This is a genomic window from Endozoicomonas sp. PH6C, assembly GCF_059322965.1.
Map to the genome: position 1 here is coordinate 1,491,745 of NZ_CP185342.1, position 24,402 is coordinate 1,516,146.

The following is a 24,402-nucleotide window of genomic DNA, read 5'->3' on the forward strand; positions in this document are numbered from 1 at the left end:
CATTCATTCACTCAGGGCTGTTTTGGCAAACCCTTGTTGGGCTTCTTATGACCATAGGTTCTGGGCTGGGTGTAATAATCAATCATGGGTGCAGCCATATTCATTAACAGTGTGGCGAAGGCGACACCGTCAGGATACCCGCCCCAGACTCGGATAACGTAAACAAGAATTCCTATGCCAGCGCCAAAGATCAGCCTGCCCTTGTTACTGGTAGCACTGCTGACGGGATCGGTAATGATGAAAAAGGCGCCGAGCATAGTGGCACCACTGAATAAATGGAACAGTGGTGAGCCGTGGCTGCCAGATCCGGTGCCACCCCAGAACAGGGTAGACATCACCAGCAGGGCTGCCAGCATTCCCACTGGTGCGTGCCAGGTGAAAACTTTTTTGTAGAGCAGGAAAAGTCCACCCAACAGATAAGCAAGGTTGATCCAGAGCCAACCTCTGCCAGCAAAATATTGCAAGGCTGTATTCTCTGACCAGAGTTCTTTCATGGTCAGAGATGTATTCTCCCGAACAATATCCAGCGGCGTTGCCATGCTGATGGCATCAACATTAACGGGTTGGCCGAACAATGGAAAAATGGTGAAAAGCGCATCGCTGAAACTTTTCACTGCAGCCTGACCCTCTGCGCCTGTTGCTGAACCCAGTGGAGGTAACCACTGTGTCATTTCCTGAGGGAAAGAGATCAGTAGCAGCACATAGCCTAACATGGCCGGGTTAAATGGATTGTTGCCCAACCCCCCATAGAGCTGCTTGCCAATGATAATAGCGAAGGAGGTCCCTATCAGGGTTAGCCACCATGGAGACAGAGGTGGAAGTGCCAGGGCCAGCAGCACGGCAGTGACAATCGCAGAACCATCAGAGAGATAAAAGCCGATAGGGCGTTGTCGTATTTTCAGCACCAAGGCTTCCGAGCCCAGTGCAATGAATACGCACCAGACGAGATTGATCAGCGTTCCCCAGCCAAAAAAGACTGTCTGCATGGCCAGACCCGGCATTGCTGCCAGTAGGACCCATTTCATTACCTGCTGCGTGCTGTTCGGGCTGCGAGCATGGGGGGATGTCTGCCTTACCAGGGTCATCGTAAATTCCGACTGTTTATTAAATGAGATTTAACCTGCTGCGGTCAGAGCATTTTCAGCTTCAGCTGCTTTGGCTTGTGCTTCCATCAGCGCAGCTTCCAGGGCATGAGTATCGCCTTCGGCGTTATCCAGTGCCCTTTGGGCTTTCTTGAGAGCGGCTCTGGCCATGGCGTTCTCAATTTTCAATTTCTTAAGGTCGTCGCTGGCTTCTACTTTTGCCGGGGATGATGGTCTGGTCGTCTCCGGTTCGCTATCAGCAACGGATGCTTTTCCAGATTCCAGCTGTTCAAGCTTTTGCCGACATTCGTCTATTTTTTCCTGAAGGGGTACTGTGTCAATGGAGCCCGATTCCCGGGCTTTAGCCATTTCGCGCTCAGCCTTCTTCAAAGCTGCTTTGGCCATTGCACGCTCAACTTTCAGTTTTTTGTCATCCGCTGCGGGTTTTGCAGGCTTTTCTATATCGGCGTTAGCACATTCTTTGGCCAGACGCTCTGCTTTCTGGCGGCACTCTTCTACAGTGTCCTTGAGGGCTTCTGTTTCAGAGCTACCTTCTTCGAGTGCTGAGGCCAAAGCTCTTTCTGCTTTTTTCAAGGCCGCTTTAGCCATAGCGGATTCTATTTTCAGCTTTTTGGCGGCTTCTTCATCAAGGGCTTTTTCAGTTTTCGGCGGCTGTTTTATAGCTGAAGACTGTCTTATAGCTGAAGGCTGTTTTATAGCTGAAGGCTCTGAAACGGCTGCAGCATCAAAATCTTTCTGCAGTTTTGCCACCTGGTTCTCCAGCATACTGACGTCAGCACTTAGCTTGTCAACGTCGCCTTCTGCTTTCTCTTGAGCCTGAATCAGAGCTCTGCGGGTTTTCTTCAGCTGGGCGTTGGCCAGAGACAATTGGATCCTGAGCTCTTTCTGATCTCCTGACAGTGTCGCTTTTGCCGGCTTGCTGGTAGCTGTGCCAGTGGCTGCTTTTTTGGCTTTGGCCCTTTCAATGGCGGCCTGGACAGGGTCCGGGGCTGCTGATGAAACTTTATTGCCTGAAGCCGCCTTCTCAGCTTTTAACCTGGCAGCGCGTTCAGCATTAGCCTTACGCCTGGCTTCTTTTTCAGCCTGCTCTTTTTCCAGACGGGCCTGGCGATTTTCGTAGCGAACTTTAGAGCGCTCTGCTTTGGCATGTCTGGCTTCCTGAGCCCGAATTTCACCTTTTGAGGCGCGGTAATATTGAACCAGTGGAATACTGCTCGGGCAAACATAGGAGCAGGCACCGCATTCGATACAGTCAAACAGGTTATGATGCTTCAGCTGCTCATGATTTTCTGATTTCGCATGCCAGTAAAGCTGTTGAGGCAGCAAAGAGGAAGGACAGGCTTCTGCGCACATACCACAGCGAATACAGGCCTGAGCGGGCATAGCCGGAGGGAATTCTTCCCGGGTTCCGGCAATCAGGCAGTTGCTGGTTTTGGTGACAGGGACATCCTGCTCATTGAGCGTGAAACCCATCATGGGGCCACCCATAATCAATGTTTCCAGCTCCTGATCATTGATGCCTGCACAGGAGAGAAGATGTCTGGCAGGTGTGCCCAGAAGAACTTCGAGATTACCCGGGCTTGAGAGGGCTTTGCCGGTCATGGTGGTGATTCTGGAAATCAGGGGCTTTCCATGCTGGACAGCCTCGTAGACAGCCACCGTCGTGCCGATATTCTGAACAGCAATACCCAAATCAGAAGGCAGTTTCCCGGAGGGTATCTCAAGACCTGTCAGTATTTGAATCAGCTGCTTTTCACCACCGGAAGGGTATTTGGTTGGGAAGACGACCACTTTCATCCTGTGACCGTTGTCGCACAGAGCAACGGCTTTTTTAACAGCTTCAATCGCTTCTGGCTTGTTGTCTTCAATGCCGATCAGGCAGCGTTCGGCATTGAGAAGGTGTTGCAAAATCTCTGCGCCGGCAATAATGCTGTCGGCACGTTCTCTCATCAGCATGTCATCAGCCGTGATATACGGCTCACATTCCGAGCCATTCAGGATCAGGGTGTGTACCGGGCTCTTTGGCGATAGCTTGACTGCGGTTGGGAAGCCTGCTCCGCCCATACCCGCAATACCAGACTGGCGGATAAGTTCAACCAGGGTGGCTGGCTCAACAGAAGTATAATCGTTGACGGGCTTTAGCTCACACCATTGATCTTTTCCATCCGGAACCAATGTAATGCACTCGTCGTGCATCCCGGAGGGATGGGGAATAGCTTGCGAACTTATTGCAGTTACAGTGCCTGAGGTAGGTGCGTGAACGGGCACACTGACAAAGCCGGTCGCTTTGGCAATCATCTGTCCCTTCAATACGATGTCGCCAACAGAAACAATGGGTTGGGCAGGAGATCCCGCGTGCTGTGACAATGGCAGAATCAACTTCTCCGGCATGGGAGTCGGCCTGATTGGCGTGCGGTTGGACTGGTGCTTGTTTTCTTCAGGATGAACACCACCCGTCAGAGGCCAAACTTTGCCTCTGGACAAGTGCCCGGATTCAGTAATGTCCCTGAGAGGCAAATTCATAGGGCTTGACCTCTCATGTCAGTGGCTATCAGGTCGGGTTCTGCTCTGGAGGGCAGGTTCCAGCTCCAGGTACGGGTGGTTGTTTCGATGGTTACCATGTCTATGCAATCAACAGGACAGGGTTCAACACAGAGATCACAGCCGGTGCATTCATCTTTCATAACCGTATGCATCTGCTTGGCAGCGCCGAGAATGGCATCAACCGGGCAAGCCTGTAGACATTTGGTGCAACCGATACACTCATCTTCCCGGATATAAGCGACCATGGGTGGTTTTTCGGCGCCGTGCTCTTCGTCCAGTGGCTCTGGCTCTACATCCAGAAGGTCAGCCAGTGCATTGATAGTGGACTGACCACCGGGAGGGCAACGATTAATGGATTCACCGCTGACAATTGCTTCTGCATAGGGACGACAGCCCGGAAAACCACATTGACCGCACTGGGTCTGGGGCAGTAGTTCATTCACCTGGTCGATAATAGGGTTGCCTTCCACCTTGAAGCGAACGCTGGCAAAACCCAGTATGGCGCCAAAAACGAGCGCCAGGGCAAGAAGGGCGATAATGGCGAAAATGACGATTTCCATAAACCTTGACAGCTCTCCCTTACAGTTTGATCAGGCCGGTGAAACCCATAAAGGCCAGTGACATCAGGCCAGCACTGATCATTCCGATGGCCGCTCCCCTGAAAGGAGTTGGGACATCGGCAGCAGCAATTCGTTCACGCATGGCAGAGAACAAAACCAGCACCAGCGAGAAACCGGCAGCAGCGCCGAAGCCGTAGGTCGCAGAATCAACCAGTGAGCTGTTTAATCGATTGCTGTTCAGCAGAGCCACACCCAAAACAGCACAGTTACTGGTGATCAGAGGCAGGAATACGCCAAGGACACGGTGCAGCAGGGGGCTGACTTTTCTGACCACCATCTCGGTAAACTGAACCACTACTGCGATGACAAGGATGAAGGCAATGGTTTTGAGAAATTCCAGACCCAGGGGAATCAGTAGGTACCGATAAGTGAGATAGCTGCAGATAGAGGCCAGAGTGAGAACAAACGTGGTGGCCAGAGACATACCCATGGCTGACTCCAGCTTGTTGGAGACACCCATAAACGGACAGAGGCCCAGAAACTGAACCAGTACAAAGTTGTTGACCAGGATGGCACTGATCATAATCAGTACCAGTTCGCTCATCTGTTCCATTTTGACTCTACCGAGAGTGTTCTGGGGGCAGGCTGACCATGGAGTGCCTTATCCAGGTGTCAGCATCGTCAATACCCGAATGCGGCCGCTCATTATATATGTCCAAAAAATGCAGTTAAATGCACTTTAAGATCTAAAAGAAATAAATATAAAACGGTTCACACCACCGCCTGACCACATTTCATGTTGAAAACTGCGGGATTATAGCGGGATTGGAACATTGATGCATCGTGGAAATTTCCCAAGTCACCCAGTTCGAGAGACTGTTTGGAAAGTAAGTGGATTGGTTGAAAATCCAGAAATAATGGCCTAGCTTTCCGGTCAATTCGATAAAACAGTTCACTTTTTAGCGCAAGTTGACTGAAAAACGTTGAGTGTAAAGTTTGACTTGCGCAACTGAATTTTATGCTCAAGCGTAATTCCCGTTCGACTCTTGGAAACTATGAGAGGTCTAAGGGGGCCTGCGCTTGCCAATCCTTCCTCTTCTGACGAAGGCATAGAGTTCAGATTAGCGTTTTTAGGATGTGCGTTTGTATTAGCAAGCGCTCTGCCATTGATTGCCTGGGATAACTGTTAACTTCAAATCCGTTAATAAAGGTGCTGATCATGCTGGAGTGGGGTTTAATTCAAAAGTCATTTATTAAGGCTATGCTATTTCGCGCTCTGATAATCTTTGCCTCTGCCCAATCAGAGGCTAGCGAAGAGAAAGGAGTTATTATCGGTATTGATCTGGGGACCACCTACTCCTGTGTGGGTATTCGTCGCAATGGGCGAACGGAAATCATCGCCAATGATCAGGGAAATAGAATAACGCCATCGTTTATCGCATGGACGCCGGAAAATGAGCGTCTTGTTGGAGACGCTGCGAAGAACCAGGCTTCCAGAAATCCGGAGCTTACGGTGTTTGATGTCAAGCGCATTATTGGTCGAAGTTATGATGACCCGCAATTGCAGGCGGATATCAAGCACTTCCCTTTCAGTGTCATCAATGTCAATGGTCAGCCCAAGGTGGAAATGACAACCCAGCGGGAACATTTTTCATTTACTCCGGAAGAGTTAAGCGCAATGGTGCTGAGCAAAATGAAGGTAACTGCTGAAGAGTATCTTGGGCATAAAGTTACCCGTGCGATTGTTACTGTACCTGCCTATTTCAATGACGCCCAGCGCCAGGCTACCAAGGATGCTGGCACAATAGCAGGGTTGACTGTGGAGCGAATCATCAATGAACCGACGGCAGCGGCACTGGCTTATGGTTTGGATGCAAGGCTCAAGGGTGAAGAAAACATACTGGTATTTGACCTTGGTGGTGGCACTTTTGATGTATCAATACTGACGATTGATGGCGGTGTGTTTGAGGTACTGGCTACTGCTGGCGACACCCACCTTGGGGGGGAGGACTTTGACCAGCGACTGGTTAATCACTTCAGTAAAATTGCCAAACGTAAATACGGTCTTGATCTGACCCATAACAAACGCGCTCAGCAAAAATTACGCCGTGAGGTGGAGAAGGCCAAGCGCACTTTGTCAGCGTCCCATCAGGCCCGGATTGAAGTTGAGTCACTGGCAGATGAAAAGGACTTCAGCGAGCCACTGTCCAGAGCGAAATTTGAAGAGATCAATATTGACCTGTTCCGAAAAACACTGACTTCCGTGAAGAAGGCTCTGGAAGACGCCGGACTTGAACGCGGGGATATCCACGAGATTATTCTGGTTGGTGGCTCCACCCGAATCCCTAAAGTTCGGGAGCTGCTAAGCAATTTCTTTGAAGGTAAAGTTTTAAATCATAGTATCAATCCGGATGAGGCCGTCGCCTATGGTGCTGCTGTTCAGGGAGCGGTGCTCAGTGGGGATAAGTCAACCAGCGACATACTTCTGCTTGATGTCATCCCACTTTCCCTGGGGATTGAGACAGTAGGCGGGGTTTTCGCAAAAATACTGACCCGCAATACGGTAATCCCCACCAAGAAACACCAGATATTCAGCACTGCCAGCGATAGCCAGACCACAGTGACTATCCAGGTCTACGAGGGGGAGCGTCCTATGACGAAGGACAATCACCTGTTGGGTAAGTTTGATCTTACCGGTATTCCACCTGCTCCCAGGGGCACTCCTCAAATAGATGTGACTTTCTCTGTGGACGAGAACAGCATATTGACGGTGAAGGCCGAGGAAAAATCCAGTGGCAGTAACAATATCGTTATTAACAAAGATACTGGCCGACTGAGCGAAGAGGAAATTGAAAAAATGGTTCAGGATGCCGAGAAATTCGCGGAGCAGGATCAGCAGACACAAAAAAGAGCTGAGGCCCGTAACAAGTTGGAATCAATTGTTTATTCGCAACGCGCCCAATTGACGGATGACAGTAACGGCTGGGTAAGTAAACTCTCTGATGAAGACAAGAGCCTTCTTGATAATAACGTTCAGGATGCCATTGCCTGGCTTGATGACAATGCGGAAGCCACTGCAGAACAGTTAGAGGAAAAATATCAGGAACTCAGCGACGCCTTTCAGTCTATAGCTGCCCGGGCCACTGATACATCCAAGGATAAAGACGAGTTGTAAGTCACTAACCAGATAATTAGCAAATCCGGCGTAAATCACCGCCAATTGAGGCTGTTGCAAAACTCTGGTTCCCATGCTTTCAGGCCCTTTGGGTCCTGGCGTGGGAACGAGTTGTTGGAGTTTTGCCATGGTCTCTGATTTCGAAGGGAGATTTCTGAGTGTTAATTTTCCCATAAAGGGTGTTTGCCCATGATTTGCAAAAACAGCCCGGATTCAAGAAAGCGCTTCAGCCATTGATGCACTCTCTGGTAAGGCGTTGAATAGAACCAGTCTCTGTCTACATGGGCAAACTGTCGTATAAAAGGAGCAATTGCCATATCCGCCAGGGTGACTTTATCGGACATTAATCCGTTCTGACTGCTGAGTTTGTTGTCCAGAAGCGCTATAAACTCTTCACCCTGAGTACGGTAAAACTCCATGGGATGCTCAGGGTGTCGATCGGCATACTTATAGCGATCCAGTCGTGGCTTAAACTCGACATCACTTTTGCGGATCAGTGCCATGATTTCAGCTCTGTCATCAGGATTCTCAGGTAACCAGTTTTCAGGATCATTGACAGCCAGTGCCCAGAGCATGATATCAAGACTTTCATCAATGACTCTGCCTCCAGGAAGTACCAAAACAGGAACAGTGCCTTTTGGTGAGACACTAAGCATCGCCTGAGGTTTGTTTTTCAGTAATATCTCTCTGTGCTCAAGGGTAATACCTGCGTAAGTCAGAGCCAGTCTGGCACGCATGGCGTAAGGGCATCGACGAAAAGAATAAAGAATGGGTGTATTGCTATGGTTCACGGAGGTTCCCGGGCAGGTTAAGTCATCTGAAACTATTCTTCAGGCGGCGGACAAGGCACAAAAATAATACAGTAGTTCTTGCCAGGAATTGAAACTCTTTTACAAGTTTTGATCTCACATAACATTTTTCAGGCATTGATATTCGCTGCAGGGCATCCAGGTAGGCCTGTAGATAATAAAAACTCATTGATGTCCAAACCAAAAGGTATTTCTGCAAGAGGTGAGTCTGAAGGTAGAGTATCGCTCAATTCTGATTGGTTACGAACTCATGCCAGGTACGATTTAAGTTCGATTGGTATTAACAGGAATTCCTCCCATGACAAAACCATTGGTAGTGATTACAGGTGCCAGTTCCGGTATTGGTGAAGCCATCGCCCGTCAGTTCAGTGCCCAGGGCCATGCACTGTTACTGCTGGCAAGAAGAATTGAAAAGCTGGATGCTCTGGGCCTGCCCAACACGCTGTGCAGAAAAGTCGATGTGACTGATCGCGAAGCTTTTTATGCCGCAGTGGATGAAGCGGAATCTGTTTACGGTGAGACTGATTGTCTGGTCAATAATGCAGGTGTGATGTTGCTGGGTAATGCGAATGAACAAGATCCAGCCGAGTGGGATCAAATGATCCGCGTTAACGTGAACGGTGTTCTTAATGGTATTGGAGCTGTTATTGGCAAAATGAAAAAGCGCAAGGGTGGCACTATTATTAACCTGAGTTCCATTGCTGGTATCAAAGGCTTTCCTAATCATATGGCCTACTGTGGCACCAAATTTGCGGTTCATGGCTTGTCAGAAACCCTGCGTGAAGAAGTTGCAGACGACAATGTAAGGGTGATTACCCTTGCTCCCGGTGCAGTAGAGACCGAGCTGCTGAGTCACACCACGTCCAGTGATATCAGGGAAGGTTATGAAAGCTGGAAAGACAGCATGGGTGGCGTTATTCATCCAGAAGACATCGCCAGCTGCGTGAACTTTGTTTACAGCCAGCCTCAAAATGTTTGTGTGCGTGAAATTGTGGTTTCTGCTACACGTCAGCAGCCTTAAGACTCAGAGGATCGGTTTATTGATCTGCTCTCGCAACAAAATGCCATTATCAGGGTGATTATCTTGAAGCACTCCCTCGGGATGGCTCCTGCAGGCGCCACCCTGTATATAAAGCAAACCAGAACAAACTGTCCAGATGGGGCAGTGGCAGGGTGCCGGAGTCAGTACCCAGATTTGGTCCTTTGGCTCTGGATGAACGAAGAAACCCCTGATCGGTAAAGTTCTCTTCGTCTGGGTTCAAATGTTCACGGTTAAAGCTTTGATCCGGATGATCCGGGTATAGCTCAACAGGAAAACGACCTGATTTGATATCCTGTACATAGCGGAGTTTCGGGTCACACCAGTAACCACACTCATGTGCAGCCCGACGCAGCGATTCTGCCGGGAATTCTTGAGATATCCTTGCTTTCATAGCCTCCGTGCACATCTTATAGGCACTACCAAACAGATCAGCGGCAATCGTCACCAGCTCTTCCTGCAATTGCTTCATCTGCACGCTGTCTTCGTAATCCAGATTGTCGGTGTCATGGCGCACTCTCAACCAGTTGATCACCAGCCCGTAAAACGCTTTTCCAAGCTCAGTAATCCGCAATTCGCCCTGTCTCTCACAATCAGTTACACAATAAATTTTGCTCATACCAAAGCTGGAGAAGGTTTGCTCTGCAAATGAGCGGATATCAGCCCAGTCTCTCATCCCCACTGGGGCTGGTGCTATGTTTGGGTAATCTTGGGCATTCCACTCTCCCAGTGTGCCTGGAAGACACTGGTTTCCAAAAAAGGGTGTGGGGACCCAGCATCTTTCATCAGCAGCATTATGAAATGAGCTTAATGTATCCGGTGCCTGAAAATTGTGTTGCCAGAGACGACCCGCGTCTCTGGCAAACAGCCTGAGACCATCAAAGGATGCCTGCACTGAGAGGCCGTCCACTCTTCCAGCTTCATAAGGATAGTGGTGATACAGTTGGGTATTTTTTTCATCATCAAAGACTTGCAGCAGTGCCGATCCATCGGGCTCCAGGGCAATGATTGCCAGGGTTTCTTCACGTAATCCCCAAGCATTGAACTTATTCAGGGCATCGGACAGACGATAAATGCCTCTTGGTTTCAGCAGTGCGCTTTCGAGGCCAAGCTTATCCTTATGGGTTCGAAAAAAATCCAGTTGCGGCTGCTCGCGGACAAAATCATGCCAGCCTTCTGTGGCGCCAGGTTGTTGTTTCAGGAACTTGAAACGGCGATACCCCTGAGGTACCTCTGCAGAAGGAAAAGCCAGACTGCGACCGTAAGTTTCAATATTCCCGCTGTTGATTAATAACTCTGCTTCCCAAAGCCCGGAAATTTCCGGAACAGACTCTTTCGGATGTTTTCTGCCAAATTCAGCAACCTCATGGCAGAAACGTTCGCTGTAAAACATGTCTGGATCAAGTGCACACCCACCACCCACACCAAGGCCAATCAGATGCCATGGATAGTAATAAGGTTTCCCGTCATAAGATACATCGTAGCGTCGTTCAATAAACAGTGAGTTGCGATCATCAGCTGTTGCCGACAGGTGCCCAAGGAGTTTTTTTTGCATGTCCCCAGTGGTAAACCGGAGCACCTGCGCAGAATATTCAACCGGCAATCCGATCCGGTGTATTAACTTTATCAGTTCCAGTGTTTGCTGCTCATCCCTTAAAGTGTCAGGGTGAAGTTCAAAATAGTTGATAACTGACTGAAGTAACTCTCTTTCATGGGGCCGGGGTTTGTCTATTAGCTGTTCGTACAATGAATACTCAGTAGAGCGTAAGCTGATTGCTCTATAAGTGGATGCTGGCAGGTATCTGTGAAGCAGAAGGAACTCAAAAAACCAGTTGACATTCAAAGGGAATTTTCCGTCTAAATGATCCTGCATACAATCAATGAGATGACCTGAATGGGTTAGCTTGATCAGAGCGCTGCGGCGGGCTCTGGCCAGCTGACGGTCTTCCGCTCCGGACATGGCCGCCGACGCTAATTGCGGGCATTGATGACGGTACAAAAGCAACAGCGGAGTTGCGCCCTTGTTGTCCCGTTGGTTGGCCAGAGTCTCTGCGGGCAGATATTGAAACAACTTGTCATAGCGGGGAGTATAAGTATTCAGACAGCGATAGCTGCGTATGCTGAGGCCAGATTTTAAGCTCGGAATGGCTGTCGCCATAAGGTGTAGAATGTTACTGCCGTTAGCAAACGTCTGGTTTAGAATTGCGGCTGATGAGCCCGACAGCAAGCGCTTAAACAGTTCCCACTGGCCTAATATAAAAGCACATGCCAGCATGCGCTCCCGCCCCCTCTCGTCCAGCTTTTCCAGTGCTTCCAGGATCAGTTTTTCATGCCTCTGGGCATTAACTTCCAGCAAACAAAGCTGGAAAATAAAAGCCTCTGAAGCCATTGCAGTGGTGATTGTCTGGCAGAAATCCTGCGACGTTTGAGGGTTGCCATGCCTGATGCCCGGTGAGTTGAAAATAGCTTTTATCAGGTACGGTGCCGAACCATCGGAAAGTCGAAGAAGTTGGTTGAGTTCCGCCAGAAAATGGCAATCTCTTGCCAGATAATTCACAAGCTCCCGGGCAGCCCAGCGAAGTTGTAACGGGCTCAGGTAGTGTTCCAATATTTCCATAAAGCCCGGATCAGCCCTAAACATCATTGTTTTGGCGTGCTCGCCAAGAATTCCCAGTACTGCTTCACGGTGTGTGTTATCAAAGAGTTGTTTTAATAATTGCGGCGGTATCCGTATTTCATTACCCACCGACTCATTCGGGAGTCCCAACCCCAAATCAGCCAGCGTCTGTAGAACGGAAATATTTTCAGGAAGGGTGGGTCGGCAAGCAAGGTTGAAGATCAGTTTTAGCAAGTGCGGCGAATAGAATTTTTCATCCTCTGTGGAATTGTTCTTACTCACCCTGTCAAGATCCTGTTGGGCATTTTCTACCAGCTCTCGCAAAAACCTGTTATCAAGTGGAATATCAATATTTCTTAATGCATTGTGAACATGGGTTACCCATTCATGACGCTGGCCAGAAGTAGAACTGATCTGTCGCAAGTGTATGGAGCGACCAGAAGAGGGCCCGTCAGCCCCGGCTGTTTTGTTGCTCAAACCTGTAGTGAAAACAGGGGGGGAAGTATTTGTCCCCGGAACGGTCCAGCTGGATAAGTTTGAGGTGGTGGTATCGGTCGTCCGTGGCAACATGATTCACTCCATCAATAAATTGATTTTTTTGTAACGTCTTGGTTTCTAGACCAGCAAAGGTTGATTTGGTTCAAAAAATAGAAAGTTCGATTGATATAAAAAGGCCATTAACAGGATGACTATCTTGAAACACTCTGCCGGGATGGCTCCTGCTGTTGCCAACCCGTATAAAGTGCAAACCAGAACAAACTGTCGAGATGGGGCATTGGCAGGGTGCCGCTGTTAATACCCAGATTTGGCCCTTTGGCTCCGGATGAGCGCCGAATTCCCAGATCGGTCAGGTTCTCTGTTTTTGGACCTAATAGGTCTGGGTTAAAGCTCTGATCCGGATGATCCGGATAAACCTCATCAGGAAAACGGCCTGATTTGATATCCTCTACATAGCGGAGTTTCGGGTCACACCAGTAACCACACTCAAGTGCAGCCCGGCTCAGCGACTCTGCCGGGAATTCCTGGCATATCCTTGCTTTCATGGCCTCCGTATCCATTTTGTACGCACTGGCAAACAGGTCAGCGGCAATGGTCACCAGCTCATCCTGCAACTGGTTCATTTGCACGGGGTTTTTGCAATCCAGACTGTCGGTGTCATGGCGCACCCTGAGCCAGTTAATCACCAGCCCGTAAAAGGCTTTCCCAAGCTCAGTGATCCGCAATTCGCCCTGTCTCTCACGATCGGTTATAAAGTAGAGCTTTGCCAAACCAAAGCTGTAGGAGGTTTGCTCAGCAAATGAGCGGATATCAGCCCAGTCCCTCATCCCCACCGGAGCAGGTGCTACGTTTGGGTAATGCTGGGCATTCCACTCTCCCATCGTGCCGGGAACACCCTGGGCTCCAAAAAAGGCTGTTGGTACCCAGCATCTGCCATCAGCAGAATTATGGAATGAAGTTAGTGTATCCGGTGCCTGAAAATTGTGATGCCAGAGACGCCCCGCGTCTCTGGCAAAGAGTCTGAGGCCATCAAAGGATGCCTGCATCGAGAGACCGGTCACGTCTCCGGTATCATAAGGATAGTGATGATACAGTTGGGTATTTTTTTCATCATCAAAGACTTGCAGCAGTGCCGAACCATCAGGCTCCAGGGCAATGCTAGCCAGGGTTTCTTCACGTAATCCACAGGCTTTGAACTTATTCAGGGCATCAAACAGACGATAGATGCCTCTTGGTTTCAGCAGAGCGCTTTCAAGGCCCAGCTTATCCTTATGGGTTCGAAAAAATTCCAGTTGTGACTGCTCGCGGACAAAATCATGCCAGTCTTCTGTGGAGCAATGTTGCTGTTTCAGGAACTTGAAACGGCGATACCCCTGAGGTACCTCCGTGGATGGAAAAGCCAGGCTGCGACCGTAAGTTATAATACTACTTCTGCAGTTGACTAACTCTGTTTCCCAAAGCCCGGGTATTCGCGGAACCGTCTCTTTTGGGTGTTTCCTGTCAAATTCAGCAACCGCATGGCGAAAAGCCTGACAATAATATCTGTCAGGATCAGGTGCACACCCGCCACCAATCCCAAGGCCAATCAGATGCCATGGATAGAAACGTGGCCTTAAATGGATTAAGTCGTAGTTTCGTTCAATAAAGAGTGAATCGCGATCATCAGGTGTTGCTGACAGGTGCTCAAGTAGTTTTTTTTGCATGCCCGCAGTGGCAGCCCGAAGCACCTGCGCAGAAAATTCAACCGGCAACTCGTTCTGATGCATTAACCTCATTAATTCCAGTGTCTGCTGCTCATCCCTTAAAACGTCCGGGTGATGCTGAAAATAATTGATAACAGGCTGTAGTAACCTGGTTGCACCGGGCAAGGGGTTGTGTAACAACTGTTCTTTGTATGAATACTCAGAAGAACTTAAGCGGACGGCCTTAAAAGTAGATGACGGCAGGGATTTAAAGAGTTGCAGGAACTCAAGAAACCAGTTGACATTCAACGGGAATTTTCCGTCTAAATGATACTGCATACAACCAATGAGATGAGCAGAAGCCGTTAGCTTGATCAGAGCGCTGCGCTGGGCTCTGGCCAGTTGACGGTCTTCCGCTTTGGATATGGGCGCTGATGCTAACTGCTCGCGGTGATGTCGGTATAAAAGCAACAGTGGAGTTGCGCCGCTGTTGTCCCGTTGATTGGCCAGAGTCTCGGCGGGCAGATATTGAAACAACTGGTCATAGCGGGGGGGATAAGCTTCCAGACAGCCATATCTGCATACCTCCTTGTAAGAGCCCACGCTCTGCAGTGCTGTCACCATAAGGTGAAGAATATTCCCGCCGTTATTAAACTCCCGAAGAAGAATTGTGAGAGAGGAGCCTGCCAGCAATCGCCTGAACAGTTCCCACTGGCCTAATATAAAGGTTGATACCAGAAGCTGTTCCCGCTCCTTATCATCCAGCTTTTTCAGTTCTTCCAGGATCAGTTTTTCATGCCTTTGTACATTCACTTCCAGCATAGAAAGCTGAGATATAAAATACTCTGAATTCAGTGCAGTGGTGATACTCTGGCAGAAATCCTCTGATGCTCCGGGGTTGCCATGCCTGATGCCCAGCGATTCGAAAATGGCTGTTATCAGATAGCTTGCTGAAAGATCGGAAAACTGTAGAGATGGATTAATTATTGTGACTATTGAGCAGAACATTCTCGGCGTAAGCATACGCTCTCTGGCAGCCTTCTCTATCTGCGTCCGGGTCAGGTATTTTTCCAATATTTCCATATAGCCCGAATCAGGCTTAAAAATTATATTTTTGGCATCTTCGGCAAGAATTTTCAGTACTGCATCATGGTCTGTGTTATTCAGGAGTTGTTCTAATAATCGGGGGGAGGTGTTTATTTTAAGAGACATCGAGATGCCTTCAAGACCCAACCCCAAATCCGCCAGCGTTTTCAGAACGGAAATATTTTCAGGAAATATAGGTTCCTTGGCAAGGCAGTTGATCAGTTCTTGTAATGACTGCGGATAGAGTTTTTCATCCTCCCCGGGATGAATCGGACTCATCGTTTCAAGATCATGATGGGCATCTTCTACCTTGTCTCGCAATAATTTATTACCTATTGGAATATCTATTTTGCCTATTGCATTCTGAACATGGGATATCCATTCACGATGCTGGTCAGCAGTAGAAGTGATTTGTCGCAGGTGTACAGGGCGACTTGAGGGTCCATTAGACCCGGCTGTTACGTTGCTCAAACCTGCAGAAACAGTGGCAGAAACATTTGTTTCCGGAACGGTCCAACCGGACAAGTTTGAGGCGATAGTGTTGGTCATCCGTGGCAACATGATTTACTCCATCAATAACTTGAATTTTTTGTAGCGTCTTTATTTTTAGACCAGCAAAGGTTGATTTGGTTCAAAAAATGGAATGTTCGATGGGTATAAAAAAGGCCATTAACAGGATGGTTATCTTGAAACACTCTGCCGGGATGGCTCCAGCTGTTGCCACCCCGTATAAAGTGCAAACCAGAACAAACTGTCGAGATGGGGCATTGGCAGGGTGCCAGTGTTAACACCCAGATTTGGTCCTTTGGCTCTGGATGAGCGCCGAATTCCCAGATCGGTCAGGTTCTTTGTGTCTGGATTTAATCGGCCAGGGTTAAAGCTCTGACGCGGATGATCCGGATAAACCTCATCAGGAAAACGGCCTGATTTGATATCCTTTACATAGCGAAGTTCCGGGTCACACCAGTAACCACACTCAAGTGCAGCCCGGCTCAGCGACTCTGTCGGGAATTTCTGGCATATCCTTGCTTTCATGGCCTGCGTGTCCATTTGGTAAGCACTACCAAACAGGTCAGCGGCAATGGTCACCAGCTCATCCTGCAACTGGTTCATCTGCTCCGTGTTTTTGTAATCGAGACTGTTGGTGTCATGGCGCACCCTGAGCCAGTTAATCACCAGTCCGTAAAAGACTTTCCCAAGCTCAGTGATCCGCAATTCGCCCATCCCCTCACGATCGGTTATAAGGTAGAGTTTTGGCAAACCAAAGCTGTAGGAGGTTTGCTCGGCAAATGAGCGGATATCAGCCCAGTCTCTCATCCCCACCGGGGCAGGTGCTACGTTTGGGTAGTGCTGGGCATTCCACTCTCCCATCGTGCCGGGAACACTCTGAGTTCCAAAAAAGGGTGTTGGTACCCAGCGTCTGCCATTAGCGGTATTATGGAATGAAGTTAGTGTATCCGGTGCCTGAAAATTGTGATGCCAGAGACGCCCCGCATCTCTGGCAAATAGTCTCAGGCCATCAAAGGATGCCTGCACCGAGAGGCCGGTCACGTCTCCGGTTTCATAAGGATAGTGGTGATACAGTTGGGTATTTTTTTCATCATCAAAGACCTGTAGCAGTGCTGAACCATCGGGCTCCAGGGCAATGCTTGCCAGGGTTTCTTCAGTTAATCTACAGGCTTTGAGCTTGTCCAGGGCATCGTTCAGACGATAAATGCCCCGTGGTTTAAGCAGGGCGCTTTCAAGGCCCAGCTTATCCTTATGGGTTCGAAAAAATTCCAGCTGTGGCTGCTCGCGGACAAAATCATGCCAGTCTTCTGTGGAGCAATGTTGCTGTTTCAGGAACTTGAAACGGCGATACCCCTCAGGTACCTCTTGTGATGGAAAAGCCAGGCTGCGACCGTAAGTTATAATACTCCCGCAGTTGACGTTGAGTAGCTCTGCTTCCCAAAGCCCGGGAATTCGTGGAACCGTCTCTTTTGGGTGTTCCCTGTCAAATTCAGCAACCGCATGGCGAAACCTCTGACAATAAAATCTGTCTGGATCAGGCGCACACCCGCCGCCAACCCCAAGGCCAATCAGATGCCATGGGTAGAAACGTCTCCTCTGGGCTACGTCGTAGTTTCGTTCAATAAAGAGTGAATTGCGATCATCAGGTGCTGCTGACAGGTGCTCAAGTAGTTTTTTTTGTATGTCCTCGCTGGCAGCCCGGAGCACCTGCGCAGAAAATTCAACCGGCAACCGGTTCTGATGTATTAACCTCATTAATTCCAGTGTCTGCTGCTCATCCCGCAAAACGTCAGGGTGAAGGTGAAAATAATTGATAACAGGCTGTAGTAACCTGGTTGCACCGGGCAAGGGTTTGTGTAACAAGTGTCCTTTGTATGAATAGTCAGAAGAACCTAAGCGATCGGCCTTAAAGGTAGATGACGGCAGGGATTTAAAGAGTTGCAGGAACTCAAAAAACCAGTTGACATTGAACGGGAATTTTCCGTCTAAATGATCCTGCATACAATCAATGAGGTGAGCAGAAGCGGTTATCTTGATCAGAGCGCTGCGCCGGGCTTTGGCCAGTTGACGGTCTTCCACTTTGGATATGGGCACTGATGCTAACTGCTCGCGGTGATGTCGGTATAAAAGCAACAGCGGAGTTGCGCCGCTGTTGTCCCGTTGATTGGCCAGAGTCTCGGCGGGCAGATATTGAAACAACTGGTCATAGCGGGGGGGATAAGCTTCCAGACAGGAATAGCTGCATATCCCATCGAAAGAGTTCACGCTCTGCAGTGCTGTCACCATAAGGTGAAGAATATTCCCGCCCTTATTAAACTCCCGATTAAGAATTGTCGGAGAAGAGTCGGCCAGCAACCGCCTGAACAGCTCCCACTGGCCTAATGTAAAGCTGGATACCAGAAGCTGTTCCCGCTCCGTATCATCCAGCTTTTTCAGTTCTTCCAGGATCAGTTTTTCATGCCTTTGTACATTCACTTCCAGCATAGAAAGCTGAGATACAAAGTACTCTGAATTCAGTGCAGTGGTGATACTCTGGCAGAAATCCTCTGATGCTTCGGGGTTGCAATGCCTGATGCTCAGCGATTCGAAAATAGCTGTTATCAGATAGCTTGCTGAAAGATCGGAAAACTGTAGAGATGGATTAATTTTTGTGACCATTTGGCAAAGTTTTGCCAGCGCAAGCATAAGTTCTCTGGCAGCCTCCTTTATTAGCGTCCGGGTCAGGTATTTTTCCAATATTTCCATATAGCCCGGATCAGCCATAAAGATTATTTTTCTGGCATGTTTGTCAAGAATTTTCAGCACTTCTTTATGGCGTGTGTTACTCAGTAACTGTTCTAATAACCGGGGGGGGATCTTTATTTCACAATTCATCGACATGCCTTCAAGTCCCAGCCCCAAATCAGCCAGCGTTTGAAGAACGGAAATATTTTCAGGATATATAGGCTCCTCGGCAAGGCAGCAGATCAGTTCCTGCAATGACTGCGAATAGAGTTTTTCATCCTTCCCGGGATGGATCGGACTCATCCTTTCAAGATCATGATTGGCATTTTCTACTTTTTCTCGCAAAAATTTATTATCAATTGGAATATCAATTCTACTTATTGCACTCTGAACATGGGATATCCATTCACTATGCTGGTCAGCAGTAGAAGTGATCTGTCGCAGGTGTACAGAGCGAGTTGAGGGTCCATCAGACCCGGCTGTAGTGTTGCTCAAATCTGGAGTGGAAGCAGGCGCGGAAACATTTGTTTCCGGAAGGGCCCAGCTGGACAAGTTTGAGGCGGTAGTATTGGCTATCCCTGTTAACATGATTTACTCCATCTATAGTCTGATTTTTTTTTAAATCTTTTAATTAATGGACCAGCAAAGTTTGATTTGGTTCAAAAAATGGAAAGTTATCTCCGGTTCGGGAGACTCCAGATCGTTAGACATACGGGTCTGAAGAAGCTTGAGCACTCCTGAGACCTGACTGGCTGAAAAAACCATGGATGTGTTAGTCTCTGCCTTTATTAACCTTTATCAGACAGACAGATTGTTAATGAGTGATTCTGTAGACCCCAATGAGCTGAACAAAGCCAAACTCAACCTGGAAACCGCAAAAATTGCCTGGGAAGATCTCCAGCGCTACTTTGCTTCCGGCCACCTGCTGGCGGTGGCTCCCGATTTGGATATTGTTGCCGTCGCTCACAGTATCTCCATTGATGATAAAGCGACGGTAGAAATCTGGTTGAATGACAGGAAACTGGGACCGGTCAGTGATGATCAGGCGAGGAACTGGCATGAACAAAAAGCGGATTTATGGGCGGTAGTTGTGCGCCCGTGGGTGCTTGTTCAGGATAGAAACTGAATTCTATGCTGAAGATTTCCAATGCCGTTACCATTCCTTCGGATGAAATTGAGTTTAATTTTATCCGTGCCCAGGGGGCTGGGGGACAGAACGTTAATAAAGTCTCTTCGGCGGTCCACTTAAGGTTTGATATCAGGGCTTCTTCCCTTCCGGACTTTTATAAAGAACAGCTGCTGGCTTTCAGTGATCAGAGGATTTCTTCTGAGGGCGTCATTGTTATCAAGGCGCAGTCCTTCAGAACTCAGGAGAAAAATCGTGAAGATGCTCTGAATCGGTTACTGGGCCTGATTCAAAAAGCGACAGCGGTGACTAAAAAAAGAAAGGCCACCAAACCCACCCGTTCTTCACAGAAAAAACGCATGGATCGAAAGCATCAGCGAGGCCAGACAAAAGCACTGAGAGGTCAGGTCAAGGGCTGGTGATCAAAACTCGGTTATTATTAGAAAAATTAATTAACAGTCCCACTGCCACGGACTATAAAGCTAACGGAAGTGAAAGAGTCAGGAGACTCCAGATACCGATACCGCCAACAGATGGATCTGTGCCCCCACCTTCGGGTGACGGGGCGCCGGACTAAACCGACAATCAGTGCCTCCAATGGTATACTGAACCCTCTACAGTCCTCCGAGGAGCTTTGTGGAGAAACAAAGAGATCTCCTCAGGCTGAATGAATTGAGACCTGATTTAAGTACCTAACTTATTTCATTGATTAATGCGGTTTTTTTATGGAATGACTTGCAATAAATCTGGCTCTCCATAGGATTAAGGCCCATGGGTATTGGAAACAAGAGACTCTCGGATTCATGATAAAACGATTTGCTTCTTTTATGGCCATCATCATGGCCTTCAGCTTCGTCTTCAACGTACCAGTGGCGGATGCTAAAAAGTTTGGAGGAGGCAAGAGCTTTGGTCGTTCTTATAACACGGCTCCCGCTCCCAAACAACCGGCTGCCGCACCTCAACAGGGTAGCAAACAGACAGCTGCTCAAGGCTCCCGCAAGGGTATGCTGGGCGGGTTGTTGGGTGGCCTGCTGGCAGGTGGACTGATTGCCTCTCTGTTTGGTGGTGCTTTCACTGGTCTGCAGATGATGGATATTCTGATTATCGCTTTGCTGGCTTTTGTGCTCTTCAAGGTGTTCCGCAGTATGAACCGTGCCAAAGCTACGGCAGCGGGTCATGGTGGCAATCATGCTCACTTCACCCCGGAACAGTCAGGGCAGAACCAGCCATCCCCTTCATTAGATCAGCTGTTTGGCCAGAACAGGGAACAGCACGAAGATAACTTCGGTCAGGCTGACCAAACAAGCTTGCCTCAAACCGGTTTTGGAACCAGTGATGTCCCGATGAATCTGCCAGAAGGCTTTAACCTGAGTGCATTCATGAATGGTGCCAGAGACCATTACCGCACGCTTCAGGAAGCATGGAATAAAAACGATCTGGACATCATTCGTGAGTATCTGGACCCTGAACTGTTTTTACAGTTAAAAGCGGAAAGAGCCACTTTGGGTGGCGATCAGCACACCGAAGTGATCTTTGTGGACGCTGAGTTGGGCAGAGCTGATTACAACGACACTGTTGCCGAGATCAGCGTGCGCTTCACCGGTAAATATCGCGATACCGTTGAAGGTGTTGAAGAAGATATTACCGATATCTGGCATCTGCAACGTAGCTTGAAAGAGCCCGATGCTCCCTGGCTGATTGTGGGTATTGAAGCCTGATGTAAGTACTCAACCATACGAAATCATATTTTCTGACTTATTGTTCAGGCACTCTGACTGCGTTGCAACTCTGGTCACATAGCTTACTATGCTCCCGTCGTTGCGCCTTGCAGAGCGCCTGCCCAATAAGCCAGAAATATTCGATTCCGTATGGCTGAGTACTTAGAGCCGAAGGGAAAGGTGTTTTGCCTTTCCCTGACTGGGCTCTATTGTCAATGATCTTCATATGATTTACTGAAAACTTCTGGTAGCAATATCAAATGTGACGGTAACTGGCCCTTTTTTGGTTTTAGTGACATTAACTGGGTCAACATCAAAAAAATCCCGTACTTTATCATCAGCATTAGGGCCACACAAATAGCTGGTTCCAGGCGTTTCTTGCACGAATTCTTTCCAGGTTTTTACTCTGTCGTCAGAAGCTTCAGCTTCTAAGCGGCTGTTCACCCCGAGTATATCTCGTAACTCTGGCTTGAATATATTATGCAAATCCATCCCGGAAATATACCAGGCTTTGTAGGCCTGACCCTGATCAGGAACATGAACAAGGAATAAACTATTAACAAGCCTGAGTGCTTGAACGTTTTTGTCCATATCAACCCATTCACGATCATCCGAAAACAGTTTTAAAATTCCGCTTTTACTGCCTTCAAGATACTCGTCCAGCAGTTTTGAAAAATCATCATCACTGTCTTCAGATTCATCGTCTGAAGACTCAATAGAATATGAAGCCAATGGCCTGGCTGCACCATGGGATGTTGGATTATCAAGGCCAGATGTTTTTTGGGCGTCAACAGCCGTAGCTCTGGCCGTTTCTGGCTGATCCGGCTCTGTTGTCGGTTTGCCAGAACCAGTAACCAATAAAGGTGGTTTAGTTGAATTAGATGGAATCATAAGTCACTCCGTTAATTGCTTACTTAAATTAGACAAGAAGAAACAGGGGAAGTTCATAAACACGTGCTGTAAGCAGGAAAAGGACAAAGCGAGAGGGTATAGCCTTGCAGTCAGAAACCTCCCGCAGCCACCAGGACGGTGTTGAGTTGGGGAGGTTTTTATAATGACGGTCTTGCCGGGATCAGCTTGCGTTTCACAGGTATGTAGCGTGATACCGCTGAGGAAGCCGGGGACTAACTGCTGGCTAGCCCCTGACCATTGACCATGACCTGTTCGTACTTTTGGGTCAACACCTGCATTTTCTTGAGAATGGATTCTGTGGTCACAGAGATGGCTGTAGGCATATAGCGTCCCTGTTTATATTGCGTAAACCCTGATTTGGAAAAAAACCATTGAGCTTTAACCTTGGAGAGCAGCTTTTTGATTTCAGGGGTATTCACGGGGGACTGGTCGAGTTCATTCAGTGAGCTTTCAAACAGAGCCATGGATTCCTCAAAACCTTTCTCATAGATATTGCCACCGACGCCCCAGGCCAGAGCCTGGTAATACATAGCTATTCTCTGGCTGAGCGCGCGCTGTCGACCTGAAACATTGACCAGTCTGGCTTTGCTGGTGGCAGAGTGCTTTTCAATCAATGTAACCAGGTCATTGCTGCTGTTGAATACCCTCAGAGCCTTTTGAATGAGGTCAGCTGCAGCTTCTCTGTCGGGTTCTGACAGTGCCATTTTTTTGTAAGTTTCCCAGTCTTTCGCAACCACACTCAGCTGATGTTTGATTGCATCGTTGGGCGCATAATCTGATAAAGCCTGAAAGTTATTTTCAAACAGCGTAATGCTTTTATCGAGCTGCTCTCTGGCGTCTTCTGAGTTAATGTCGGCTCCGATCATCAGGTAGCTTTTAGCGACTCGCTGAGACAGCATCCGTTGCAAACCGGATGTGTTAACCGCTTCGGCATCGTTCAGGGCGGCTGAAGTTTCTCCTGAGTAAGCGATTAAATACGCCATAATAAAGCCCAGGAATTTATAACAGAATAAAAGTGGGCGGAAGTCGGGAAGTATTCTGGAAATTTGCACTGTTATTGTTCGCTCTCTGCGCTATCCGGGGGCATCCTGATGAGTTTTTGGTTCAACAGGTTATGTTGCAAAGCTATGTGCAGAATATATGCCAGAGCTGAATAGTTCTCAGACGATTATTCCGGCCTCGGTCAGAAAGGCGCTGGAATTAAACAAGCAGGAAAAGCTTCAGTATGAGATTCGCTCCGATTGCAGCGTCCTGCTTTTTAAGTGCCAGAGTGACGAAAGAGACCCTGTAATAGCAGGATTCCTGGATTTTCTTGAGCGGGATATGAAAATCACCCCTGAACACTGAAGCCGTTTTTCCCGGAGCTTGCTCGGAAGCTCAGTGATCTGGTTGGGGAGATTGATATCGATCTCGACTTTCAAAAGAAAAACGCCACAAAACGACTGGCGGCAATCAACCAGTTGGCATTTGAACGGGTTTCAGGCAATCCCTCTAATCCTGCATATCCTTGAAAGTCATCATTTGTGCAGAGCCGTTGCCGGAAAAACGACTTTATGGTTTGTCTGACAAGGAATTGTCGGAAAAACCAGCTTATGCTTCAACCGACACCAACAGTGGTGAGGAGTACGAAGGACAGCCCACCAAATGATCATTCACCATCCCCATAGCCTGCATGTATGCATAACAGATAGTGCTGCCTGCGAATGAAAAACCTCTTTTTTTCAGGTCTTTACTCATGGCATTGGATTCCGGGGTGGTGACCGGCACCTCAGACATGGTTTTCCACTGGTTCCGGATTGGAGTGTGATTCACAAAGGACCAGATATATTGATTAAAGCTGCCAAACTCTTCCTGAATGTTCAGAAAGGCCCGGGCGTTGTTGATGGCACTGTTTACTTTCAGCCGGTTTCTGACAATACCTTCATCCTGGAGCAGTCTTTCTACATCTTGCCCGGTGAATTGGGCGACGGCTGTCGGATCAAAGCCTGCAAAGGCTCTGCGGTAGCCCTCCCGGCGTTTGAGTATGGTGATCCAGCTGAGACCAGCCTGGGCCCCTTCCAGAATCAGAAATTCGAACAGCTTCTGATCGTCGTGACAGGGAATGCCCCACTCTTCATCATGATATCGAATGTAGTCCGGGTCTTCTGTGCACCAGGCACATCGTTGATTTGTCAAAAGGATGACTCCCATACTGGTTGCCGTGAAGAGTAAAGCATTAGAAAACAGGTCAATGGCACTCTTGAGCTGTTGGCAGTGATTTTGGCTAAGCTGAAACAGTAACAACTTCATGGGAGGAAGT

17 protein-coding genes are annotated in these 24,402 nt (G+C 48.4%); 6 read left to right on the forward strand and 11 right to left on the reverse strand.

Annotated elements, in window-relative coordinates; translation table 11 throughout:
- Positions 1 to 11: 11 nt before the first annotated feature.
- From rsxD to rsxA, 4 genes are read right to left on the reverse strand one after another with little or no spacing between them, the layout of a single operon-like run.
- Positions 12 to 1,085 (reverse strand): electron transport complex subunit RsxD, encoded by a 1,074-nt coding sequence (gene rsxD / locus ACOMG9_RS05915; protein ID WP_422132770.1) that lies wholly within the window; start codon positions 1,083 to 1,085, stop codon positions 12 to 14.
- Between the two features lie 30 nt (positions 1,086 to 1,115).
- Positions 1,116 to 3,626, reverse strand: coding sequence for an electron transport complex subunit RsxC (rsxC, locus tag ACOMG9_RS05920; RefSeq protein ID WP_448216166.1), 2,511 nt, complete (start codon positions 3,624 to 3,626; stop codon positions 1,116 to 1,118).
- Positions 3,623 to 4,207, reverse strand: coding sequence for an electron transport complex subunit RsxB (rsxB, locus tag ACOMG9_RS05925; RefSeq protein ID WP_422137371.1), 585 nt, complete (start codon positions 4,205 to 4,207; stop codon positions 3,623 to 3,625). Before rsxB ends, rsxC begins: the two co-directional genes overlap by 4 nt.
- A gap of 19 nt (positions 4,208 to 4,226) precedes the next feature.
- Positions 4,227 to 4,811 (reverse strand): electron transport complex subunit RsxA, encoded by a 585-nt coding sequence (gene rsxA / locus ACOMG9_RS05930; RefSeq protein WP_448218615.1) that lies wholly within the window; start codon positions 4,809 to 4,811, stop codon positions 4,227 to 4,229.
- Positions 4,812 to 5,426: 615 nt separating this feature from the next.
- Here rsxA and dnaK point away from each other — a divergent pair.
- Positions 5,427 to 7,382: a molecular chaperone DnaK gene (gene dnaK, locus ACOMG9_RS05935; RefSeq protein WP_448216167.1), complete on the forward strand. Its 1,956-nt coding sequence runs from the start codon at positions 5,427 to 5,429 to the stop codon at positions 7,380 to 7,382.
- A gap of 161 nt (positions 7,383 to 7,543) precedes the next feature.
- Here dnaK and ACOMG9_RS05940 read toward each other — a convergent pair whose 3' ends face one another.
- Entirely contained in the window at positions 7,544 to 8,173 is a 630-nt protein-coding gene (locus ACOMG9_RS05940) for a glutathione S-transferase (RefSeq protein WP_448216168.1), read from the reverse strand.
- Between the two features lie 316 nt (positions 8,174 to 8,489).
- On the opposite strand from ACOMG9_RS05940, the gene ACOMG9_RS05945 reads away from it, so the two are divergent.
- Complete coding sequence (locus ACOMG9_RS05945) at positions 8,490 to 9,212, forward strand: SDR family oxidoreductase (protein ID WP_448216169.1); 723 nt, start codon at positions 8,490 to 8,492, stop codon at positions 9,210 to 9,212.
- Positions 9,213 to 9,270: 58 nt separating this feature from the next.
- Here ACOMG9_RS05945 and ACOMG9_RS05950 read toward each other — a convergent pair whose 3' ends face one another.
- The 3 genes from ACOMG9_RS05950 to ACOMG9_RS05960 all read right to left on the reverse strand — a co-directional run bounded on the left by ACOMG9_RS05950 (position 9,271) and on the right by ACOMG9_RS05960 (position 18,935).
- Complete coding sequence (locus tag ACOMG9_RS05950; protein WP_494529937.1) at positions 9,271 to 12,417, reverse strand: hypothetical protein; 3,147 nt, start codon at positions 12,415 to 12,417, stop codon at positions 9,271 to 9,273.
- A gap of 119 nt (positions 12,418 to 12,536) precedes the next feature.
- Positions 12,537 to 15,674 carry a hypothetical protein gene (locus ACOMG9_RS05955; protein WP_448216171.1) on the reverse strand — a complete coding sequence of 1,046 codons (3,138 nt, stop codon included), beginning with the start codon at positions 15,672 to 15,674 and terminating at the stop codon, positions 12,537 to 12,539.
- A gap of 120 nt (positions 15,675 to 15,794) precedes the next feature.
- Positions 15,795 to 18,935, reverse strand: coding sequence for a hypothetical protein (locus ACOMG9_RS05960; protein ID WP_494529938.1), 3,141 nt, complete (start codon positions 18,933 to 18,935; stop codon positions 15,795 to 15,797).
- A 175-nt stretch (positions 18,936 to 19,110) separates the two neighbouring features.
- On the opposite strand from ACOMG9_RS05960, the gene ACOMG9_RS05965 reads away from it, so the two are divergent.
- The 3 genes from ACOMG9_RS05965 to ACOMG9_RS05975 all read left to right on the forward strand — a co-directional run bounded on the left by ACOMG9_RS05965 (position 19,111) and on the right by ACOMG9_RS05975 (position 21,191).
- A complete protein-coding gene (locus tag ACOMG9_RS05965; protein ID WP_422408815.1) occupies positions 19,111 to 19,473 on the forward strand; it encodes a DUF2288 domain-containing protein in 363 nt (120 codons plus the stop codon).
- Between the two features lie 5 nt (positions 19,474 to 19,478).
- A complete protein-coding gene (gene arfB / locus ACOMG9_RS05970; protein ID WP_422132780.1) occupies positions 19,479 to 19,895 on the forward strand; it encodes an alternative ribosome rescue aminoacyl-tRNA hydrolase ArfB in 417 nt (138 codons plus the stop codon).
- Positions 19,896 to 20,276: 381 nt separating this feature from the next.
- A complete protein-coding gene (locus ACOMG9_RS05975; RefSeq protein ID WP_494529939.1) occupies positions 20,277 to 21,191 on the forward strand; it encodes a Tim44 domain-containing protein in 915 nt (304 codons plus the stop codon).
- Positions 21,192 to 21,422: 231 nt separating this feature from the next.
- On the opposite strand, the gene ACOMG9_RS05980 is transcribed toward ACOMG9_RS05975, so the two are convergent.
- Positions 21,423 to 22,082 (reverse strand): hypothetical protein, encoded by a 660-nt coding sequence (locus ACOMG9_RS05980; protein WP_448216174.1) that lies wholly within the window; start codon positions 22,080 to 22,082, stop codon positions 21,423 to 21,425.
- 233 nt (positions 22,083 to 22,315) lie between these two features.
- A complete protein-coding gene (locus ACOMG9_RS05985) occupies positions 22,316 to 23,086 on the reverse strand; it encodes a type IV pili methyl-accepting chemotaxis transducer N-terminal domain-containing protein (RefSeq protein ID WP_494529940.1) in 771 nt (256 codons plus the stop codon).
- 157 nt (positions 23,087 to 23,243) lie between these two features.
- On the opposite strand from ACOMG9_RS05985, the gene ACOMG9_RS05990 reads away from it, so the two are divergent.
- On the forward strand, positions 23,244 to 23,450 hold the full coding sequence (locus tag ACOMG9_RS05990) for a type II toxin-antitoxin system PrlF family antitoxin (RefSeq protein ID WP_494529941.1): 207 nt from the start codon (positions 23,244 to 23,246) through the stop codon (positions 23,448 to 23,450).
- A 243-nt stretch (positions 23,451 to 23,693) separates the two neighbouring features.
- On the opposite strand, the gene ACOMG9_RS05995 is transcribed toward ACOMG9_RS05990, so the two are convergent.
- Positions 23,694 to 24,392 carry a DNA-3-methyladenine glycosylase I gene (locus ACOMG9_RS05995; protein ID WP_494529942.1) on the reverse strand — a complete coding sequence of 233 codons (699 nt, stop codon included), beginning with the start codon at positions 24,390 to 24,392 and terminating at the stop codon, positions 23,694 to 23,696.
- Between the last annotated feature and the right edge of the window lie 10 nt (positions 24,393 to 24,402).